Annotated in this window: 16 protein-coding genes; 12 read left to right on the top strand and 4 right to left on the bottom strand. The window is 50.6% G+C overall.

Annotated elements, in window-relative coordinates; genetic code table 11:
* The 10 genes from ACFOMG_RS14290 (at window position 1) to yacG (ending at window position 9,323) form a co-directional block, all read left to right on the top strand.
* Window positions 1-870 carry a decaprenyl-phosphate phosphoribosyltransferase gene (locus tag ACFOMG_RS14290; RefSeq protein ID WP_376867584.1) on the top strand — a complete coding sequence of 290 codons (870 nt, stop codon included), beginning with the start codon at window positions 1-3 and terminating at the stop codon, window positions 868-870.
* Entirely contained in the window at window positions 867-1,829 is a 963-nt protein-coding gene (locus ACFOMG_RS14285) for a lysylphosphatidylglycerol synthase transmembrane domain-containing protein (protein WP_376867582.1), read from the top strand. The genes ACFOMG_RS14290 and ACFOMG_RS14285 overlap by 4 nt, the downstream gene beginning before the upstream one ends.
* Window positions 1,826-3,121 (top strand): FAD-binding oxidoreductase, encoded by a 1,296-nt coding sequence (locus ACFOMG_RS14280; RefSeq protein WP_376867580.1) that lies wholly within the window; start codon window positions 1,826-1,828, stop codon window positions 3,119-3,121. Before ACFOMG_RS14285 ends, ACFOMG_RS14280 begins: the two co-directional genes overlap by 4 nt.
* Window positions 3,118-3,876: an SDR family oxidoreductase gene (locus ACFOMG_RS14275; protein WP_376867578.1), complete on the top strand. Its 759-nt coding sequence runs from the start codon at window positions 3,118-3,120 to the stop codon at window positions 3,874-3,876. Before ACFOMG_RS14280 ends, ACFOMG_RS14275 begins: the two co-directional genes overlap by 4 nt.
* Complete coding sequence (locus ACFOMG_RS14270) at window positions 3,873-4,505, top strand: HAD family hydrolase (protein ID WP_376867576.1); 633 nt, start codon at window positions 3,873-3,875, stop codon at window positions 4,503-4,505. The genes ACFOMG_RS14275 and ACFOMG_RS14270 overlap by 4 nt, the downstream gene beginning before the upstream one ends.
* Before the next feature lie 142 nt (window positions 4,506-4,647).
* Window positions 4,648-6,345, top strand: coding sequence for a type IV-A pilus assembly ATPase PilB (gene pilB / locus ACFOMG_RS14265; RefSeq protein WP_376867574.1), 1,698 nt, complete (start codon window positions 4,648-4,650; stop codon window positions 6,343-6,345).
* A gap of 32 nt (window positions 6,346-6,377) precedes the next feature.
* A complete protein-coding gene (locus tag ACFOMG_RS14260; protein WP_376867572.1) occupies window positions 6,378-7,604 on the top strand; it encodes a type II secretion system F family protein in 1,227 nt (408 codons plus the stop codon).
* A gap of 1 nt (window position 7,605) precedes the next feature.
* Window positions 7,606-8,487, top strand: a complete 882-nt coding sequence (locus ACFOMG_RS14255) for a prepilin peptidase (RefSeq protein ID WP_376867570.1) — start codon at window positions 7,606-7,608, stop codon at window positions 8,485-8,487.
* A gap of 32 nt (window positions 8,488-8,519) precedes the next feature.
* Window positions 8,520-9,116: a dephospho-CoA kinase gene (gene coaE, locus ACFOMG_RS14250; RefSeq protein WP_376867568.1), complete on the top strand. Its 597-nt coding sequence runs from the start codon at window positions 8,520-8,522 to the stop codon at window positions 9,114-9,116.
* 18 nt (window positions 9,117-9,134) lie between these two features.
* Window positions 9,135-9,323, top strand: a complete 189-nt coding sequence (gene yacG / locus ACFOMG_RS14245) for a DNA gyrase inhibitor YacG (RefSeq protein WP_376867566.1) — start codon at window positions 9,135-9,137, stop codon at window positions 9,321-9,323.
* Window positions 9,324-9,378: 55 nt separating this feature from the next.
* Here the strand turns inward: yacG and ACFOMG_RS14240 are convergent, their stop codons facing one another.
* Complete coding sequence (locus ACFOMG_RS14240) at window positions 9,379-9,918, bottom strand: PadR family transcriptional regulator (RefSeq protein WP_376867565.1); 540 nt, start codon at window positions 9,916-9,918, stop codon at window positions 9,379-9,381.
* A gap of 130 nt (window positions 9,919-10,048) precedes the next feature.
* Here ACFOMG_RS14240 and ACFOMG_RS14235 point away from each other — a divergent pair, with 130 nt between their 5' ends.
* Complete coding sequence (locus ACFOMG_RS14235; RefSeq protein ID WP_376867563.1) at window positions 10,049-11,695, top strand: phytoene desaturase family protein; 1,647 nt, start codon at window positions 10,049-10,051, stop codon at window positions 11,693-11,695.
* Between the two features lie 31 nt (window positions 11,696-11,726).
* On the opposite strand, the gene ACFOMG_RS14230 is transcribed toward ACFOMG_RS14235, so the two are convergent.
* The 3 genes from ACFOMG_RS14230 to ACFOMG_RS14220 all read right to left on the bottom strand — a co-directional run bounded on the left by ACFOMG_RS14230 (window position 11,727) and on the right by ACFOMG_RS14220 (window position 14,883).
* Complete coding sequence (locus ACFOMG_RS14230) at window positions 11,727-12,149, bottom strand: copper chaperone PCu(A)C (RefSeq protein WP_376867562.1); 423 nt, start codon at window positions 12,147-12,149, stop codon at window positions 11,727-11,729.
* Window positions 12,150-12,244: 95 nt separating this feature from the next.
* On the bottom strand, window positions 12,245-14,233 hold the full coding sequence (locus ACFOMG_RS14225) for an EAL domain-containing protein (RefSeq protein WP_376867560.1): 1,989 nt from the start codon (window positions 14,231-14,233) through the stop codon (window positions 12,245-12,247).
* 11 nt (window positions 14,234-14,244) lie between these two features.
* Window positions 14,245-14,883: a transglutaminase-like cysteine peptidase gene (locus tag ACFOMG_RS14220; RefSeq protein WP_376867558.1), complete on the bottom strand. Its 639-nt coding sequence runs from the start codon at window positions 14,881-14,883 to the stop codon at window positions 14,245-14,247.
* Between the two features lie 164 nt (window positions 14,884-15,047).
* On the opposite strand from ACFOMG_RS14220, the gene ACFOMG_RS14215 reads away from it, so the two are divergent.
* Window positions 15,048-16,649, top strand: a complete 1,602-nt coding sequence (locus ACFOMG_RS14215; RefSeq protein ID WP_376867557.1) for a diguanylate cyclase — start codon at window positions 15,048-15,050, stop codon at window positions 16,647-16,649.
* Window positions 16,650-16,721: the final 72 nt, after the last annotated feature.

The raw sequence follows: 16,721 nt of genomic DNA, 5'->3' as shown, positions 1-16,721 counted from the left end.
ATGTTAGCTGACAGCATTAAGCTGCTACGACCACACCAGTACGTCAAAAATGGGTTTGTCCTTATCGGTACACTGTTCTCTCAGCAGTGGGATCAGAATGCTATCGGCCAGGCAGTGACTTTATTTATAGCCTTTTGTGCCATTTCAAGCGCTGTTTATATTCTCAACGATATCTTCGATTCCGCAGCAGATCGCCTGCATCCGGTAAAATGCCATCGGCCAATAGCCAGCGGAGTGATTTCTCGAGCACGGGCGACCCTATTGTTATTACTGATGATGTGCATCTCGGTATCCCTGTCGATATCCATTAACAATTACGTGCTGTTATTTATTGCTGGCTACTTTGTTCTGAATGTTTTTTATTCAGTATATTTAAAGCACATTGTCATCCTTGATGTGTTTGTTATTGCCACCGGCTTTATGTTGCGCTTGCTGGCAGGCACCACTGGTCTGGATATTGAGCCATCACACTGGTTACTACTGTGCGGCCTGATGGTGACCTTATTTCTCGGCTTTGCAAAACGGAGAGCAGAGTTATTAACACTTGAAAAGTCAGGCAGTGACTCCAGCCGCAAAGTATTATCCGATTACAGTCCAATTCTGCTGGAGCTGATGTTGGGCATTACTGCCGCATGCACTATTCTGAGTTACGGTCTGTATACAGTATCACCACAGACACAAGCACTGCATCAGAGTCAATGGCTGATACTTACTTTACCACTCGTGATGTACGGTATGTTTCGTTATCTGTATTTGCTGTTTGGTGAGCAAGCTGGCAGCGACACAGCCCAGGATATATTTACTGACCGTCATCTGTTAATCACTGCATTGTTATGGCTACTACTGGTTATCTGGAGTCTGCAATCGTGAGTCAGCTACTCAGCAGGTATCAACTACACGCTTTATTGCTGTCTGTTGTTATCGCGATGACAAGTTATCTTGTTTTTTCACTCTGGAGCGGCTGGCATCAGGTTTCTCTGGCATTTCTGAAAATAGGCATTGCAGGCACTCTAATTGCGTTAACTTTATCACTGCTAAATTACCTGCTACGGTTTTTCCGTTGGCAGCTATACCTACAGCGAATGAATGCAAATCTTGCAATCGCAGCCAGCCTGCGAATTTATCTGGCTGGCTTCTCGTTAACCACCACACCTGGAAAAGCCGGCGAAATGATTCGTGCACTGTTGCTCAATGCATATCAGGTACGTACCTCAACCACCCTATCAGCCTTTGTCAGCGAGCGCTTATCCGATCTGCTGGCCATTGTATTGCTGGCTTTACTAGGCCTTAGTCAATATCCACAATGGCAACCTCTGGTTACATTAACATTATTGTTAATTATTACAGGACTGGGGTTACTGGGTAATAAAGCGATCATCCAACGTATTAACACCATCAATATTCGACCAGGTACCTTACGATCACGCCTGCACACCCTGATAACAACAGTATTGCAACAAGCCCGACGTTGCCATTCACCGTCACTACTACTTATTGCAACGGCTCTCAGTCTTATTGCCTGGGGTGCAGAAGCACTGGCTTTCTACTATGTTCTGCAGTGGTTATCACTGGAAGTGAGTTTTGCCACCGCTGCATTTATTTACGCTATTTCAATGTTGGCTGGTGCTCTGAGTTTTCTGCCCGGCGGCCTGGGCAGCGCCGAGGCAGTGATGGTATCACTACTGACCATGAATGATATGCTGTTAGCAGATGCCGTTGCAGCAACAGTGTTTACTCGCTTGGTTACTTTATGGTTTGCAGTAATACTGGGGATTATTGCCCTCTGGCGCAGTCAGTCAGTTCAGCATGACGGTGGAGCCCTGCGATGAAACCATTACTCAGCTGGAATCGTATCCCAAATACTCAGCCTGATCAGCTGATCACCTTACAACACGCCAGCTTGCCACCCGGGGGAAATACTCCTTTTACCGTCTATGGCAACGGCCGTAGTTACGGCGATGTATGCCTGACCAGTCATGGCAGCCTGATTTATACGAAACATCTGGATCGCTTTATTCAGTTTGACCGCATCCACGGCATTCTGCGCTGTGAGGCTGGCATACAACTGGCGGATATTTTACCGGTTATTGTTCCCCACGGTTGGTTTTTACCCGTTACACCGGGGACCCGTTTTATCACTACTGGCGGGGCTGTTGCCAATGACGTTCATGGTAAAAATCATCATAACAGCGGTAGCTTTGGCCACCACGTAACCGCACTGGGATTAATACGCAGCGATCATGGCTACCTGCATTGTAGCAAACAACAGAATTCAGCATATTTCAAAGCTACAATTGGCGGGCTGGGACTTACTGGACTGATCAGCTGGGTTGAGTTTAAGTTACTGCCGATAAAAACCGAATATATGACATGTCAGGCACAACAGTTTTCACATATTGATGAGTACTGGCACCTTAATAATACGTCAGCCCATCAAAACGACTACACAGTCGCCTGGATCGATTGCCTTTCCAGAGGCCGAGCACAAGGGCGCGGTATTTTATTTTCCGCCCGCCACAGTGACCAACAGCAACCAGGCAAACACTATCATGAAAAGTTTCACTCAATGCCTGTAACACCACCCATCTCACTGGTCAACAATCTCAGCCTGCGCATCTTTAACCAGCTTTATTACCATTGGCCACGAAAAACCGGGACGTATATCTCACATTACACCCCTTATTTTTATCCTCTTGATAGCATCAAACACTGGAACCGCATGTACGGCCCGGAGGGGTTTTATCAATATCAGTGTGTTATTCCGCCAGAACACGCCACACATGCCATAAAGCAATTACTTCGCTGTATCAGCAACAGTGGTCAGGGGTCGTTTCTTGCTGTACTTAAGTCTTTCGGGACACAACCTGCCGCAGGAATGCTTTCCTTTACTCGCCCAGGTACAACTCTGGCACTGGATTTCCCAAATCGTGGTCACGTGACCCAGAACCTGTTCAAACAACTGGATCAGATTGTGTTTGAAACTGGTGGCGCTTTATATCCGGCCAAGGATGCACGTATGCCAACAACTTTGTTTCGCAGCAGCTTTCCGCAATGGCAGAAATTTAGCGAATATACCGACCCCTGTTTTTCTTCTGACTTCTGGAGACGGATGAATTCATGAATAAACTTAAACGTATCGTTATTTTTGCAGCAACGTCGGCTATTGCCGAGCAATGTGCCCGGATTTTTGTACAACACCAGGCATCGGTATTTTGCATTGCTCGTGATGAAGGGAAGCTCAGCGTGATTGTCAGGGATTTAACCTGCCGTGCACAAACGAAGACACAGATTATTACCGGGACAACAGCAGACCTGGCAGATACCAGCCAACATGCTCAACTTTTTGACCGTGCCATGGCTGAACTGGGAGGAATTGACACAGTCCTGATTGCTCACGGCACCCTGCCCGATCAGCAAGCCTGCGAGGCGAGTGCTGACCTTGCCATAGCAAGTATGCACCTTAATGCCATAAGTACCATCAGTCTGATGACACACGCAGCGAACCGGCTTGAGCCCCAGGGCAATGGCGTAATAGCAGTGATCAGTTCAGTCGCAGGCGATCGTGGCAGGAAAAGTAACTATGTATATGGTTCGGCCAAGGGCATGGTTAGCCTGTTCGCAGAAGGACTGCGCAACCGGCTATTTTCGTCCGGGGTAAATGTCATCACGGTAAAACCCGGGTTTGTTGATACACCGATGACGGCGAGCTTTGATAAAAGTGGCCCTCTTTGGGCCCAACCCGATCAAATTGCAGCAGGTATAGTTAAGGCAATGCAACAAGGGCGTAATACCGTCTATCTACCGGGCTACTGGTGGGCAATTATGCAGGCAATTCGTCATATTCCTGAAGTCATCTTCAAGCGCCTGTCCTTATGAACGCTTCCTCGCCATCCAGTACAACCATCGCATTTTTCGACTTCGATGGCACTCTTACACGAAGCGACAGCCTGTTGCCTTTCCTGCGTTCTGTTGTTGGTCACAAGAAGTTCTACAGTGGACTGATAAAACTGACTCCGGTACTGCTGGCCTATCAGACCGGGATTATCAGAAACGACGTTGCTAAACAAAGGGTGCTGACATACTTTCTGAGGGGGTTATCCCGCCGAGAACTGGAAACCCTGGGGGAGAAGTTTGCTCACCAGTGCCTACCTGGACTGCTTTCAGGTGTCGGAATGAATAAGCTGTCATGGCACCAGTCTCAGGGGCACCGATGCCTGCTGGTGAGTGCCTCGCTGGATATCTGGCTTACGCCCTGGTCCAGAATTCAGGAGTTAGAACCACCACTATGCAGCGCTCTGGAGTATCAAGACGATCTATCCACCGGAAAGCTACAAGGCTACAACTGTTATGGAACGGAAAAAGTAAGGCGGATCTCACAGTGGTTAGAAACAGCAGGTAAACACCATACTATTTATGCTTATGGAGATAATGAATCTGATATGCCTATGCTCAGACAGGCCGACTTCGGTTTTATTCTGACGCATGGCACATTTCAACCAATATAAAAAAGAACCTTGCTAGCCCTGAACTGCTACTCAGGTCACGCTAAGGCATGTTCCCCCGCGCCTCCTGCCCCCGGTAGCTAGCGGTCTGAGGCCATGTCTGGTATGTTCAGCGTCAAAAGAACTATACACTCAGGCTTTTCTCATGAGCGCCATATCCGGCTTACCCAAACGACTGGTTGAACAGAATCTGATCTCGCAGGAACAGGCGGCACAGATTGTTGAAACATCTCGTAAAGAAAAACTCAGCTTTGTCAGTGCTGCGGTCAAATCGGGGTTTATTAAGGCTCGCCCGGTTGCTGTACTGGCATCGGAGGAGTTTGGTTTGCCACTGCTCGATCTCGCAGCCTTTGACTTTGAACTGGCCCCTCAGGAGCTGGTCAGTCAACATCTGATTGAAAAGCACCGGGTATTGCCGTTATTCAGTCGCGGCACCCGCTTGTATATCGCCCAGAGCGATCCTTCCGCCATGTTGGCGATTGATGAAATCAAATTTAATACCGGCATGAACATTGAGCCGGTTTTGGTCGAGGAAGACAAACTTTCCGCAGCCGTCGATAAATTCCTCAGCGCCAATGACAACTCCTTTGGCGACTTCGACGGTGAGCTGGACGACGTTGATCTGGAAGACCCGGAAGCCGAAGCCAAAAAACGTGAAGCGGAGCAGGATAATGCGGGCGACGATGCACCTATCGTAAAATTCGTTAATAAGATGTTACTGGATGCCATCAAACAAGGTTCATCCGACTTACACTTTGAACCTTACGAAAAGCGTTACCGGGTACGCTACCGCACCGATGGTGTGTTACACGAGGTTGCCAGCCCTCCGGTCAACCTGGCCGGTAAAATCGCCGCACGTCTGAAGGTGATGTCGCAGATGGACATTTCTGAGCGACGGATCCCTCAGGATGGCCGGATCAAGATGAAAATCTCGAAAAATAAGGCCATCGACTTCCGGGTAAATACCTTGCCCACCTTATTCGGCGAAAAAATTGTATTACGGATTCTTGACCCTTCTTCCGCCCAGCTGGGTATTGATATGCTGGGTTACGAACCCGAGCAAAAAGCGCTCTACATGGAAGCATTGGGCAAACCACAAGGCATGATTCTGGTTACCGGCCCTACGGGTTCCGGTAAAACGGTATCTCTGTACACCGGCCTGAATATTCTCAATGTCGAAGGCACCAATATCTCCACTGCCGAAGACCCGGTTGAAATCAACCTGGAAGGTATCAATCAGGTTAACGTTAACGCCCGGGTTGGCCTTGATTTCGCGTCGGCTCTGCGCTCTTTCCTGCGTCAGGATCCGGATGTGGTGATGGTTGGTGAAATCCGGGATCTGGAAACCGCCTCTATTGCCATTAAAGCCGCACAAACCGGCCATATGGTGATGTCGACACTGCACACCAACAGTGCACCGGAAACCCTGACCCGTCTCGCCAATATGGGGGTACCCAATTTCAGTATTGCTACCTCAGTCAGCCTGATTATCGCGCAGCGTCTGGCCCGGCGGCTATGCTCCAATTGCAAGGTCCCGGCAGAAATTCCAGAGCCGGCACTGTTAGAAGCCGGTTTCAGCAAAGAGCAGCTGGCCGAAGCAGAAATATTTAAACCTGTCGGCTGCGACAGCTGCAAAGAAGGCTTTAAAGGCCGGGTGGGCATCTACGAAGTGGTCAAGATTACCGATGCTATTTCGCGTATTATTATGCAAGGCGGCAATGCCATTGAAATTGCCGATGCCGCGCGTAAAGAAGGTTTTAACGACTTAAGAACCTCCGCTTTAATGAAGGTTGCACAGGGTATTACCAGCCTGGAAGAAGCCAACCGGGTGACAACGGATTAACAGTGTATTGACGCTGTAGCAGGAATTTATGTATGGCAAAACAAATTAAAAACAGCAGTTTTACCTGGGAAGGCGTAAACCGGCGTGGCCAGAAGGTCAAAGGGGAAATGTCTGGCCAGAATGCCGCCGTAGTTAAAGCTCAGTTACGCAAGCAAGGGGTTCAGCCGGAGAAAGTCCGCAAGAAAACCGAACCCTTATTCGGAATTGGAGGCAGCAGCAAAAAGCCTATCAAGTCCGCTGATATCACCTTTTTCGTGCGCCAGATGTCTACCATGATTAAAGCGGGCGTCCCTCTGGTACAGTCTTTCGATATTGTTGCAGATGGCGCCGACAACCCGTCAATGAAGGAGTTAATTTTTGAGCTGCGCGATACCGTGGCCGCGGGTAATGACTTTGCCTCAGCATTAAAACAGCATCCGCAATATTTCGACGACTTAACCTGTAACCTGGTGGAAGCTGGCGAACAGGCCGGTGCTCTGGAAACTCTGTTAGATAAGGTTGCGGTTTACAAAGAAAAAACCGAAGCCCTGCGCAAAAAAATCAAAAAAGCCACTATGTATCCGGCCATTACACTGGCGATTGCCGCTATTGTTACCGTGATTCTGCTGGTAAAAGTGGTACCCACCTTTGAAGAAATGTTTAATAACTTTGGCTCAGAATTGCCTGCACCAACTCAGTTTGTGGTGATGTTGTCTGAAATAGCCCAGGCTTATTATCTGGAGTTTCTGGGTATTGTCATTACGGGAGTGGTTGGCTTCTCCCAGGCAATGAAACGCTCAAAGCCGTTCCGGGAAGGGTTTGAACGCTTCAGTCTGAAACTGCCGTTATTCGGCGACCTGATCCGCAAAAGCGCCGTTGCCCGTTACGCCCGGGTGTTATCCACTACCTTTGCCGCCGGTGTACCTTTGGTCGAGGCACTGGAATCCGTGGCTGGCGCGGTCGGCAACGTGGTGTACAAAGACGCCGTATTAAAAATCCGCGACGAAGTCGCCACGGGTCAACAAATGCACTTTGCCATGCGCTCCACCGGGGTATTTCCGAATATGGTGATCCAGATGACCAGTATCGGTGAAGAATCCGGTGCTCTGGATGCGATGTTAGATAAAGCTGCCCATTACTTTGAAGAAGAAGTTGATGCGATGGTTGATGGTCTTACATCTATGATGGAACCGATGATTATGGCCTTCCTGGGTGTGGTTATTGGTGGCCTGATCGTTGCTATGTACCTGCCGATCTTCCAGATGGGTGACGTTGTTTAATATGGATTTATTCGACGTTTTGGCCGAAAACACCACAGCTTTGTTAATTGCAGTGATTGTTACCGGTTTATTAGTTGGCAGCTTTTTAAATGTTGTGATTCTGCGTTTTCCGGTGATGTTATTCCGTAGCTGGAAACGCGACTGCGATGAATTCAGTCAGAACCCGCCGCAACACCCGGCGCTGAACGATCTGTCTAAACCCTACAATCTGGTTAAGCCGGACTCTCATTGCCCTGAATGCCAGACACCGGTACGTGCCTGGCAAAATATTCCGCTGCTCAGTTTTGCTCTGCTGAAAGGCAAATGCGCCGGCTGTGGTACTGACATCGGCTGGCGTTATCCCGCCGTTGAGCTGGTAACCGCCGTTATGAGCGCCACCCTGTTGCTGATTTTCCCGTGGAGCTGGCAACTGGCGGCCATGCTGGTTTTCACCTGGTTGCTGATCAGTATGTCGGTGATTGATATCGATCACCAGATTTTGCCCGATAGCATGACGCTGGGGCTGATGTGGCTGGGTTTATTAGTGAACTCACAAGGATTATTCACCGATCTGAACAGCGCAGTGTACGGTGCGGCCTTGGGCTATGGCTCGCTGTGGACAGTATTCTGGCTATTTAAGCTGGCTACCGGTAAAGACGGTATGGGGTTTGGTGACTTTAAACTGTTAGCCGCGTTAGGAGCATGGCTGGGTTATTCCGCTTTGCCGCTGATCATCCTGTTGTCATCGGTCGTTGGTGCAATCGTTGGTATTGCCGGCATTCTGATTTTGGGGCGCGATAAGAATTTGCCGATTCCATTTGGCCCCTATCTGGCTATGGCGGGCTGGATAGCGGCGCTCTGGGGTGACAAAATCGTTGCCTGGTATCTGGGCAGCGTGCTCTGAATAACTCCTTAAACGATCACAGTTATACATCTATGTTTGTACTTGGATTAACCGGCGGTATTGGCAGCGGCAAGACCGCTGCCAGTGATTATCTTGCCAGTAAAGGCATTTGTGTGGTGGATGCTGATGTTGTCGCCCGGCAGATCGTTGAACCCGGGCAGCCGGCGCTGGCTGCCATAACACAACGTTATGGCGCGGATGCCCTGCTGGCAGATGGCAGCCTCGACCGGGCCTGGTTACGGCAAAAAGTATTTGCCGAGCCCGCCGAGCGCCAATGGCTGGAAAGCCAGACCCACCCCCGCATCCGCCAAGCGATTATTGATCAGCTGCAGAACGCCAGCTCGGAATACGCTGTGCTGGTATCGCCGTTGCTGTTTGAAAGTGGCCAGTATCAACTGACACAGCGCACCCTGTTGATCGATGTTGCAGAGGATATTCAGATAGCCCGTGCCACCAGTCGCGACCAGAATGACGAACAGCAGATCCGGCGGATTATTGCCGCACAAATGTCACGTACGGATAAACGTGCAAAAGCCGACGATATTGCCGACAATAGTGAAGATCTGGCCCATCTGTATCAGCAGCTGGATCAGCTTCATCACACCTACCTGCAACTGGCACAAGCCTGACACGAGTTACAAGATTCCATGAAAGTACAATGCCCAACCTGCCAGAAAGATGTGGAATGGAAACCGGAAAGTAAGTACCGGCCGTTCTGCAGTGAGCGCTGTAAACTGATTGATCTGGGGGAATGGGCCAGCGAGGGTCATGCCATCCCCGGTCGCCCGGCCGACGAAGTATTAATGTCGGAAGACCTGGAACAATATAAGCACTAGAGCCTGCGAATATAAGCACTAGGGCCTGCGAATATAAGAACTAGGGCCTGCGAAGCTATTGCCAGTCAGATAACAATTGACTGGCCTCCTCCGCCCAGGCTAACCAGCCCTGGACATGATAAATCCCGCGCCGCAGCGTCAGATAGGGCAAGCGATAGGGCTGCTTCTGTGACTCTGCCAAAGCCTGATACTGCTGCTCCAGCTGTTGCAACACCGCCAGGGTTTTACGATAACTATCCTGCTGTTGCTGCAAATCCCGCAACAACACCTCGCTATCGACCAGATGACCACCATACAGTTTTACCAACAGGGTATCGTTAATCTTTAACGGTTTACTGAGTTGATGCATCCAGCCGATCAGCTCCTGCTTACCGCTATCAGTGATGTGATACACCTTACGATCAGGCTTCCCTTGTTGTTGCTTATCCTGGCCGACAATCAGACCATCCGTTAACAGCCCTTTCAACTGCTGATAAATCTGCTGATGACTGGCCTGCCAGAAAAATCCCATATGTTGCTGAAAGCGTTTGTGTAAGTCATAACCCGAACCGGGCTGTTGCTCCAGTAACACCAGAATTGCGTGTTTTAACGCCAAAAGAATAACCTGCTTATCGAAACATGATATGCAAATTGTTGCATAGAAACGACAATAAGGATAGGGTAGAAAATATGCAAAAAGTTGCATAACACCCCTTAATTAAAAATAACAATACAGGGAGCTCAGCATGGCCAAAGTGAAAGTCAGAACCGGTACCCGCTTACGTCCGGACCGGGTTGATCAGCAATTTGATGTGATTGTGATTGGTTCCGGCATTGGCGGCCTGGCCAACGCCGCTTTTTTATCCTTGCTGGGTTATAAGGTTGCGGTCCTGGAGCAACACTACACCGCTGGCGGTTTTACCCATGCCTATCATCGGAATTGTTATGAATGGGATGTGGGGGTGCACTACGTTGGCGAGGTGCATAAACCATCAACCTTACGCCGGGTGTTTGATGTTATCAGTGAAGGCCGGTTGCAATGGGCTGCCATGCAGCCGGAATACGACCGTATTATTCTCGGCGACAAAGAATATGGCTTTGTCGCCGGCCGGGAAAATTTTGCCGCCATGCTGAAGCAACAATTTCCGGAAGAAGCGGCAATGATCGATGATTACATCGAGCTGATTCGTGAAATGAGCCGGAAAACGCCGAAGTTTTTTGCCGGCCAGGCCATGCCTCCGTGGCTGGCTCGGGCTTACAACCTGATTCGCCCGTTACTTGTGCCGAAGCCGTTTTTTCAGACAACCCGGGAAGTACTGGAAGGTATGACCAATAATCAGCAGCTGATTTCGGTATTAACCGGTCAGTGGGGCGATTACGGTCAGGCACCGGCAGATGCCGCTTTTATCATGCACGCTTTAATCGCCAAACATTATCTTGCTGGCGGCGCCTATCCGGTCGGCGGATCAAGCGAAATTGCCCGCACTATTATTCCAACGATTCAGCGCAGTGGTGGCGATGTTTTTACCTATGCAGGTGTGGCTGAAATTTTAGTGAAAGATAATCAGGCTTATGGCGTAAAACTGGAAAGTGGCCACGAGTTATATGCCAGTCGGGTAGTCAGTAACGCCGGTTTTTATAACACCACACAAAAGTTATTACCGGCAGCCGTCAGACAGAAGCTCGGCGTTGAACAATGGCAACAACAGGTACAGCTGTCCAGCTCTCACTTATGTATTTATGCCGGATTTAAAGGAACGGCGGAAGAACTGGGGATAAATACCACCAATTTATGGATTTATCCGGACGGTCATCACGAAGAGAATCTGCAACGCTTTAAACAAGACCCGGACGCTGACTTTCCGATTGTGTATGTGTCGTTCCCATCCGCCAAAGACCCGGACTGGAATAACCGCTACCCGGGAAAATCAACCGTCGAAATCGTCACTATGGCAAACCATGACTGGTTTAAACAATGGCAGGACAAAACCTGGGGGCAACGGGGTGACGACTACGAAACCATCAAAGAAAATTTCAGTCAGCGGCTGCTGGAAATTTTATTCAAACGCATGCCGCAGTTACGTGATGCTCTGGATTATTACGAATTATCAACGCCACTCTCTACCGACTGGTTTCAATACGCCAGCCAGGGAGAAATTTACGGCCTGGATCATTTTGTTGAACGCTTTAAAAAGCCGTTTCTGCATCCGGTGACACCGGTAAAAGGTCTCTATATGACCGGTGCCGATGTTATGACCGCCGGGGTTGGTGGTGCACTGATGGCCGGGTTAATGACCACCTGTGCAATGCAGGGCCGCAAAGCAGGTGATGTACTGAAACTGCTGAAAGGCTATCAGCCGGATACGCCCGCGGAAGCCGTTAACGCCCGCTGATCCTTATCAGCAGGCCGGTGGCAAGCAACCTTTATTTAATGGATTTCAGTTCAGCGCTGGTCTGTACACACTCACCATCGCTGAAACACAAATCCAGTGGCAAAGTCTTTGCCAGTGGCAGCTTCAGCTTAAACAGCATCAGGTGTAAGCCACCTGGTTCGAGAGCGACATGACCTGCGGCCGGAATCTCCAGTTCCATCAGCTGCCGCATTCGCATCACGCCCTGGTCGTGAGTATGGGTATGAATTTCAATCAGCCCGGCCCAGTCCGCACGGGCACTGACCAGTGTCCGTAGCTGCTCACCACGATTATGAATGGTTAAGAATGCTGCACTCATATAACGCCCCGGAATCGGCTCACGTACATAAGCACCGTCAATCTGAATACTGTTATCTGCCACCACAGGCAACGTCAGTAATAACAAAAAAAGGCTGCATAACCCGGATTTCCACATGATACTGTCCTCGGCCAGAGTCAAAAAGCGCTATTGTACGTTACCCATTCGTAGGTACCCAGTGACGACATGTCGCAGTAGCTGTCCACGGCACATTATTCGCCAGACCAGTGCAGCGCATGCTCCAGTTCAGCAATGGGTTTACTGAAATAATAACCACTCATACCATCCACACCGGTGGCCGCCAGCACAGCCACATCATTCTCTTCTTCCAGGCCTTCACCTAATACCTGCAAATCTAGGTTATGGGCAATCTGCACCATCGACTGGATAAAAAATTTATGGTCCTGCGCCGAATGCAGTCCACGGTTAAAACTGCCGTCAATGCGTACATAATCCAGAGGCAAACGTTGTAAATACGCAAATGCCATACTGCCCGTTCCAACCTGGTCGACTCCCAGACTGACCCCCAGCGGCTTCAGCAATAATGCCAGCCGCGATAACGCAGCCTCGCTGTGGGATAAAGCAAACTCAGGAACTTCAAGGCTGATACTGGTAGCCAGCTCTGCATGGCGACGCAATAAGGCTTCCAGCCTCCGGTGGAACGCTTCATCGGCAATCGAAGCCGGTGAAATATTAATACAGAAACGGACCTGCTCCGGCCTCACCAGCGAGTCAAGATCAGTTAACACTTTAGTGACAATGCACAGGTCATATTCAGGCGCCAGCTGATGTTGCTCTACCATTGGCCAGAAACGCGCAGCCGACAATGGTTGCTGTTGCCAGAGAATACGACTGAACACCTCAAACTGTATAACCCGGTGGTCGCCATTAGCCACCACTGGCAGGTACATCAACTCGATGCTCTGCTGCTGCAGCACCTGCTGTAATAACTGATGCCATTGTGAAGCCGTCCACTCCTGCTGCCCGGTTTCATCTTTACCATACAACAAAGCCCGGGCCTGAGGCTGACGCTGAGCCTGGCGTAACACGGCATCGGCTTTCATCAGCGCTTCCTGCAGCGTTTGTTTCTGCGCCTGCAGATACACCGCTCCTATATGAAACGTCAGTGCCTCATGCTGGGCATTATGTCGCTGAGATAAACTACCGGATGCCAGCTCGGCAAACAGCTGCTGCACCAGCTCATCGGCCTGAGCATGGTCACTGCTGGGCAGGTACAAGGCAAAATCAGCCCCTGAGCGACGACCACACAACAGGTTCGGGTACAAAGCCCCCCACTCTTGCAGGTTGCGCGACACGCCCCGCAGCCGGTCATCTCCCTGCTGACGGCCTTGTTGCTGATTAAAGGCGGCAAAGTTCTTCAGCTGAATTAACATCAGCACACCGCTGTGTTCTTCTTCACTTTCGAGAATATGGCTGAGGCGCTGATCAAAACCATGACGATTCAGCAGCCCCGTCACCTCGTCATGAAAGGATTCTTCCCGTAACTGTTCGGCCAGCGCCGCCTGCTCTTCAAAAATAGAACGCACTTTACGCACCATTTTGTTCATTGCCAGCACCATACGACGCAACTCCCGGGCCCTGGGGATATCTTCCTGTTCACGCCATTCTTTATCGCAAATTGCCAGAGCCTGCTGCTCCACCCGCTGCAGCGGCCGGAACAACCAACCCAGCAAGACGTACAACGCCATCAGGCTGATCAACAACACCCAGGCGAACCACACCAGTTCCGCCTTCACCATGGCCCACAGATCCCGGTAGGCAAAATCGCTGTGGGCCGTAACCATCACACTGCCCAGCCGCTGCCAGCCACGGCTGACATCCGCCTGCGCCGGCACCAGATCCAGTTCAACCCAGTCAATAAACCATTGCGGGGCGGGCTGTTGTGCCAGAGCTTCCCGGGCACGGCGATGTAAAGGCTCACCGTCGATCCGGGTAAATTCGATTGCCTCAAAAAAGCCCCGGTCAAACAGCACATCGATCAGCCGCGATAACTGCACATCATCCTGAATATCCACCTGCGACATCGATAACGCCAGCGAGGTTGCCGCATCATAAGCCCGGCCATTCAGCTGCTGCTGAAAATAATCCCGGCCATTCATTGCGGTAACCAGTAAATTTCCCAGCCACAGGGTGATCACCAGCAAGCTGGTCAGTGCGGAAAACTGTTGTTTTAACGTCATGCCAGCATTCCTTATAAATCCATGCCGAGTTCATTCATGCGGATTCGTAAATCCGTCCATAAGTCGAGTTTATTCGGGTTACCCATGCGGATTCCTTTACCCTTCATGCGTTCCAGCCACATGCCTTCGGCGTTAAAACTGTATACCGGTGCCAGGTCCGGACGCTTTGCAGCAGAGCGGATATCCGGCAACAGATTATCCAGTACCAGTGGTACCGCATCCGGCCGAGGAAAATAGGTTAACACCATATGAGCCTGGTTATAACGCAGCGCTTTGACATAGGTAATACGCAGCTTCTGAGTATCAACGCCAAGTTGCTGCAGGGAATAATATTTGGCAATCACATAGTCTTCACAATCGCCACCATGGGTGCCCAGCGCTTCATAGGGTGTGGCCCAATAATCCACCTTGCCCCAATGCTGGTCGTCATTAACAAACCGCACCGCCTGATTAAAAAAATCATTAATACGCTGCAGCTTTTCTGCTTCCGGCAACTGCGCACTGTCACGCATCAGCAGCTGCCAGTCACGAATACGTTCAGCCGCTTCAACACCGTATTGTTGCCGGGCTTTTTCAATCAGAGGCGTGGGAACCCAGCGTTGCCAGTCTGCCACCAGCAACAGCGGCAACCCGGCGGTTGCACTAAACAACAGCACAGCCGCCAGTGGCCGACAAACAGAAATAACAGTGTGCTGGTTAAAACCCATACAAGGTAAACAAACAATAATCAGAAATTTGCCATTAACTATAGTCGGCGAATCGCACTTCGCTGCAACGCTGCTAAGCTTTAGGTACTACTTATGGACTGAGCCCAATGACTGACCCGCAAAGCAAAGCGCAACAACTGCGAGAATTTTTCTCCAATCGCGTTATTAATCAGGTACGCCAGATCCTCGATTTATGGCGTTACCTTCCCGAGTGTAACTGGTCGGTCACCGCAGTCGCCGATCTCGCCCGGGCGCTGGAAAAACTGGCCGCGGCCGCACAACGTTTCGATGCCAAACGCCACCAGCAACTGGCGCAGGAGCTGCTTGATGTTCTGCAACAGATTCAGCCCGGTCAGTCGCCGGAAAGTGCCCAGCTGGAATTACTGAACCAGAAGGTACGGTTACTCAGTGAAACGGCTTTACGCCATAACGACAAACAAGCCGCAGAACGGCTGATTCCCAGTAAGAAACCGGTATACATCGCTCTCGATGACGAAGCAGCCGCCCAAACAATCGCCCAGCAAATGCAGTATTTTGGTATTCGTGCCGACGTTCAGCGCAGCAGTGACGAATTTCTTCAGGCGCTGCAGATACGTCATCCGGCAGCCCTGGTGCTGGATATGCATTTCAGCGGCAACGGCCATGGTTTGTTGCTGGCAGAACAGATTCAGCAACAACGTGAGCAAAGCCTGCCGATATTATTTACCTATCAGGATCAGCCACCGGATATCGAACAACGCCTCAGTGCCATGCGTAACGGCGCTACGGGTATCTACCAGCAAAGCGAAATACAGGCTGTTATCAGCCAACTGGAAGACTTACTGGATCGCACCCCGTTACAGCCGTTCCGCATTCTGATCGTGGATGACTCAAAAGCCCAGGCGATGCACAGTGCCCGGGTGTTAAATAAAGCGGGCATGGTCACCGAAATCGTCAACGACCCACTGCAGGTACTGACGGCACTGGCGGAGAGTACCCCCGACCTGGTACTGATGGATATGTATATGCCGGGCTGCAACGGCATGGAACTGGCGAAAGTCATCCGCCAGCAGCGCGAACACCTCAACCTGCCGATCATTTATTTATCCGGTGAAGAAGATCGCCAGCGCCAGCTTGATGCCATGGCCGAAGGTGGCGATGATTTTCTCACCAAACCGGTAGAAGCCCGACATCTGTTATCCACCGTAAAAACCCGGGTACTGCGCGCCCGTCAGCTGCAGAACCTGATTGCCCGCGACAGCCTCACCGGTTTACTGAACCACACCCATATTCTTGAAGCCCTGCAGGAAAATCTGAACCGCAACGATGGTACGCCGGTCACGTTTGTGATGATCGATATCGACCACTTTAAAAACATCAACGACCAGCATGGCCACCCGGTCGGCGATGAAGTGATCAAAAACCTGGCCTTGTTTCTGACCCAGAGTCTGCGTAAATCCGATCCGATTGGCCGCTACGGCGGTGAAGAGTTTGCCGTGGTATTACGTGACGCCAATCAGGATCAGGCCACCATGGTCATGGAACAGTTGCGGCAGAACTTCACCAAACTGATCCATGCCAATAACCGCGAATTGCAGGTGACATTTTCCTGCGGCCTGGCCCAATGGCAGGGTGACAGCCTCAGCGACCTGGTGGAGCGTGCAGACCAGGCGCTGTACCAGGCTAAACGTGCCGGTCGTAATCAGGTGTGTGTCGCAAAAGCATCGTAAAAACGCCGCCACGGCGGCACATAACTGGACGCACACCATGCTTTGCGGCAAACTCCCGCTTTTACTTCCTAC

The organism is Bacterioplanoides pacificum, assembly GCF_042648445.1.
Taxonomy (GTDB): Bacteria; Pseudomonadota; Gammaproteobacteria; order Pseudomonadales; family Oceanobacteraceae; genus Bacterioplanoides; species Bacterioplanoides pacificum.
This window is presented reverse-complemented; position numbering and strand designations above follow the sequence as displayed.

Coding starts and splice junctions, on each gene's coding strand:
- ACFOMG_RS14290 (WP_376867584.1), top strand. CDS start 1: ATGTTAGCTGACAGCATTAAGCTGCTACGACCACACCAGTACGTCAAA.
- ACFOMG_RS14280 (WP_376867580.1), top strand. CDS start 1,826: ATGAAACCATTACTCAGCTGGAATCGTATCCCAAATACTCAGCCTGAT.
- ACFOMG_RS14275 (WP_376867578.1), top strand. CDS start 3,118: ATGAATAAACTTAAACGTATCGTTATTTTTGCAGCAACGTCGGCTATT.
- ACFOMG_RS14270 (WP_376867576.1), top strand. CDS start 3,873: ATGAACGCTTCCTCGCCATCCAGTACAACCATCGCATTTTTCGACTTC.
- pilB (WP_376867574.1), top strand. CDS start 4,648: ATGAGCGCCATATCCGGCTTACCCAAACGACTGGTTGAACAGAATCTG.
- ACFOMG_RS14260 (WP_376867572.1), top strand. CDS start 6,378: ATGGCAAAACAAATTAAAAACAGCAGTTTTACCTGGGAAGGCGTAAAC.
- ACFOMG_RS14255 (WP_376867570.1), top strand. CDS start 7,606: ATGGATTTATTCGACGTTTTGGCCGAAAACACCACAGCTTTGTTAATT.
- coaE (WP_376867568.1), top strand. CDS start 8,520: ATGTTTGTACTTGGATTAACCGGCGGTATTGGCAGCGGCAAGACCGCT.
- yacG (WP_376867566.1), top strand. CDS start 9,135: ATGAAAGTACAATGCCCAACCTGCCAGAAAGATGTGGAATGGAAACCG.
- ACFOMG_RS14235 (WP_376867563.1), top strand. CDS start 10,049: ATGGCCAAAGTGAAAGTCAGAACCGGTACCCGCTTACGTCCGGACCGG.
- ACFOMG_RS14230 (WP_376867562.1), bottom strand. CDS start 12,149: ATGTGGAAATCCGGGTTATGCAGCCTTTTTTTGTTATTACTGACGTTG.
- ACFOMG_RS14225 (WP_376867560.1), bottom strand. CDS start 14,233: ATGACGTTAAAACAACAGTTTTCCGCACTGACCAGCTTGCTGGTGATC.
- ACFOMG_RS14215 (WP_376867557.1), top strand. CDS start 15,048: ATGACTGACCCGCAAAGCAAAGCGCAACAACTGCGAGAATTTTTCTCC.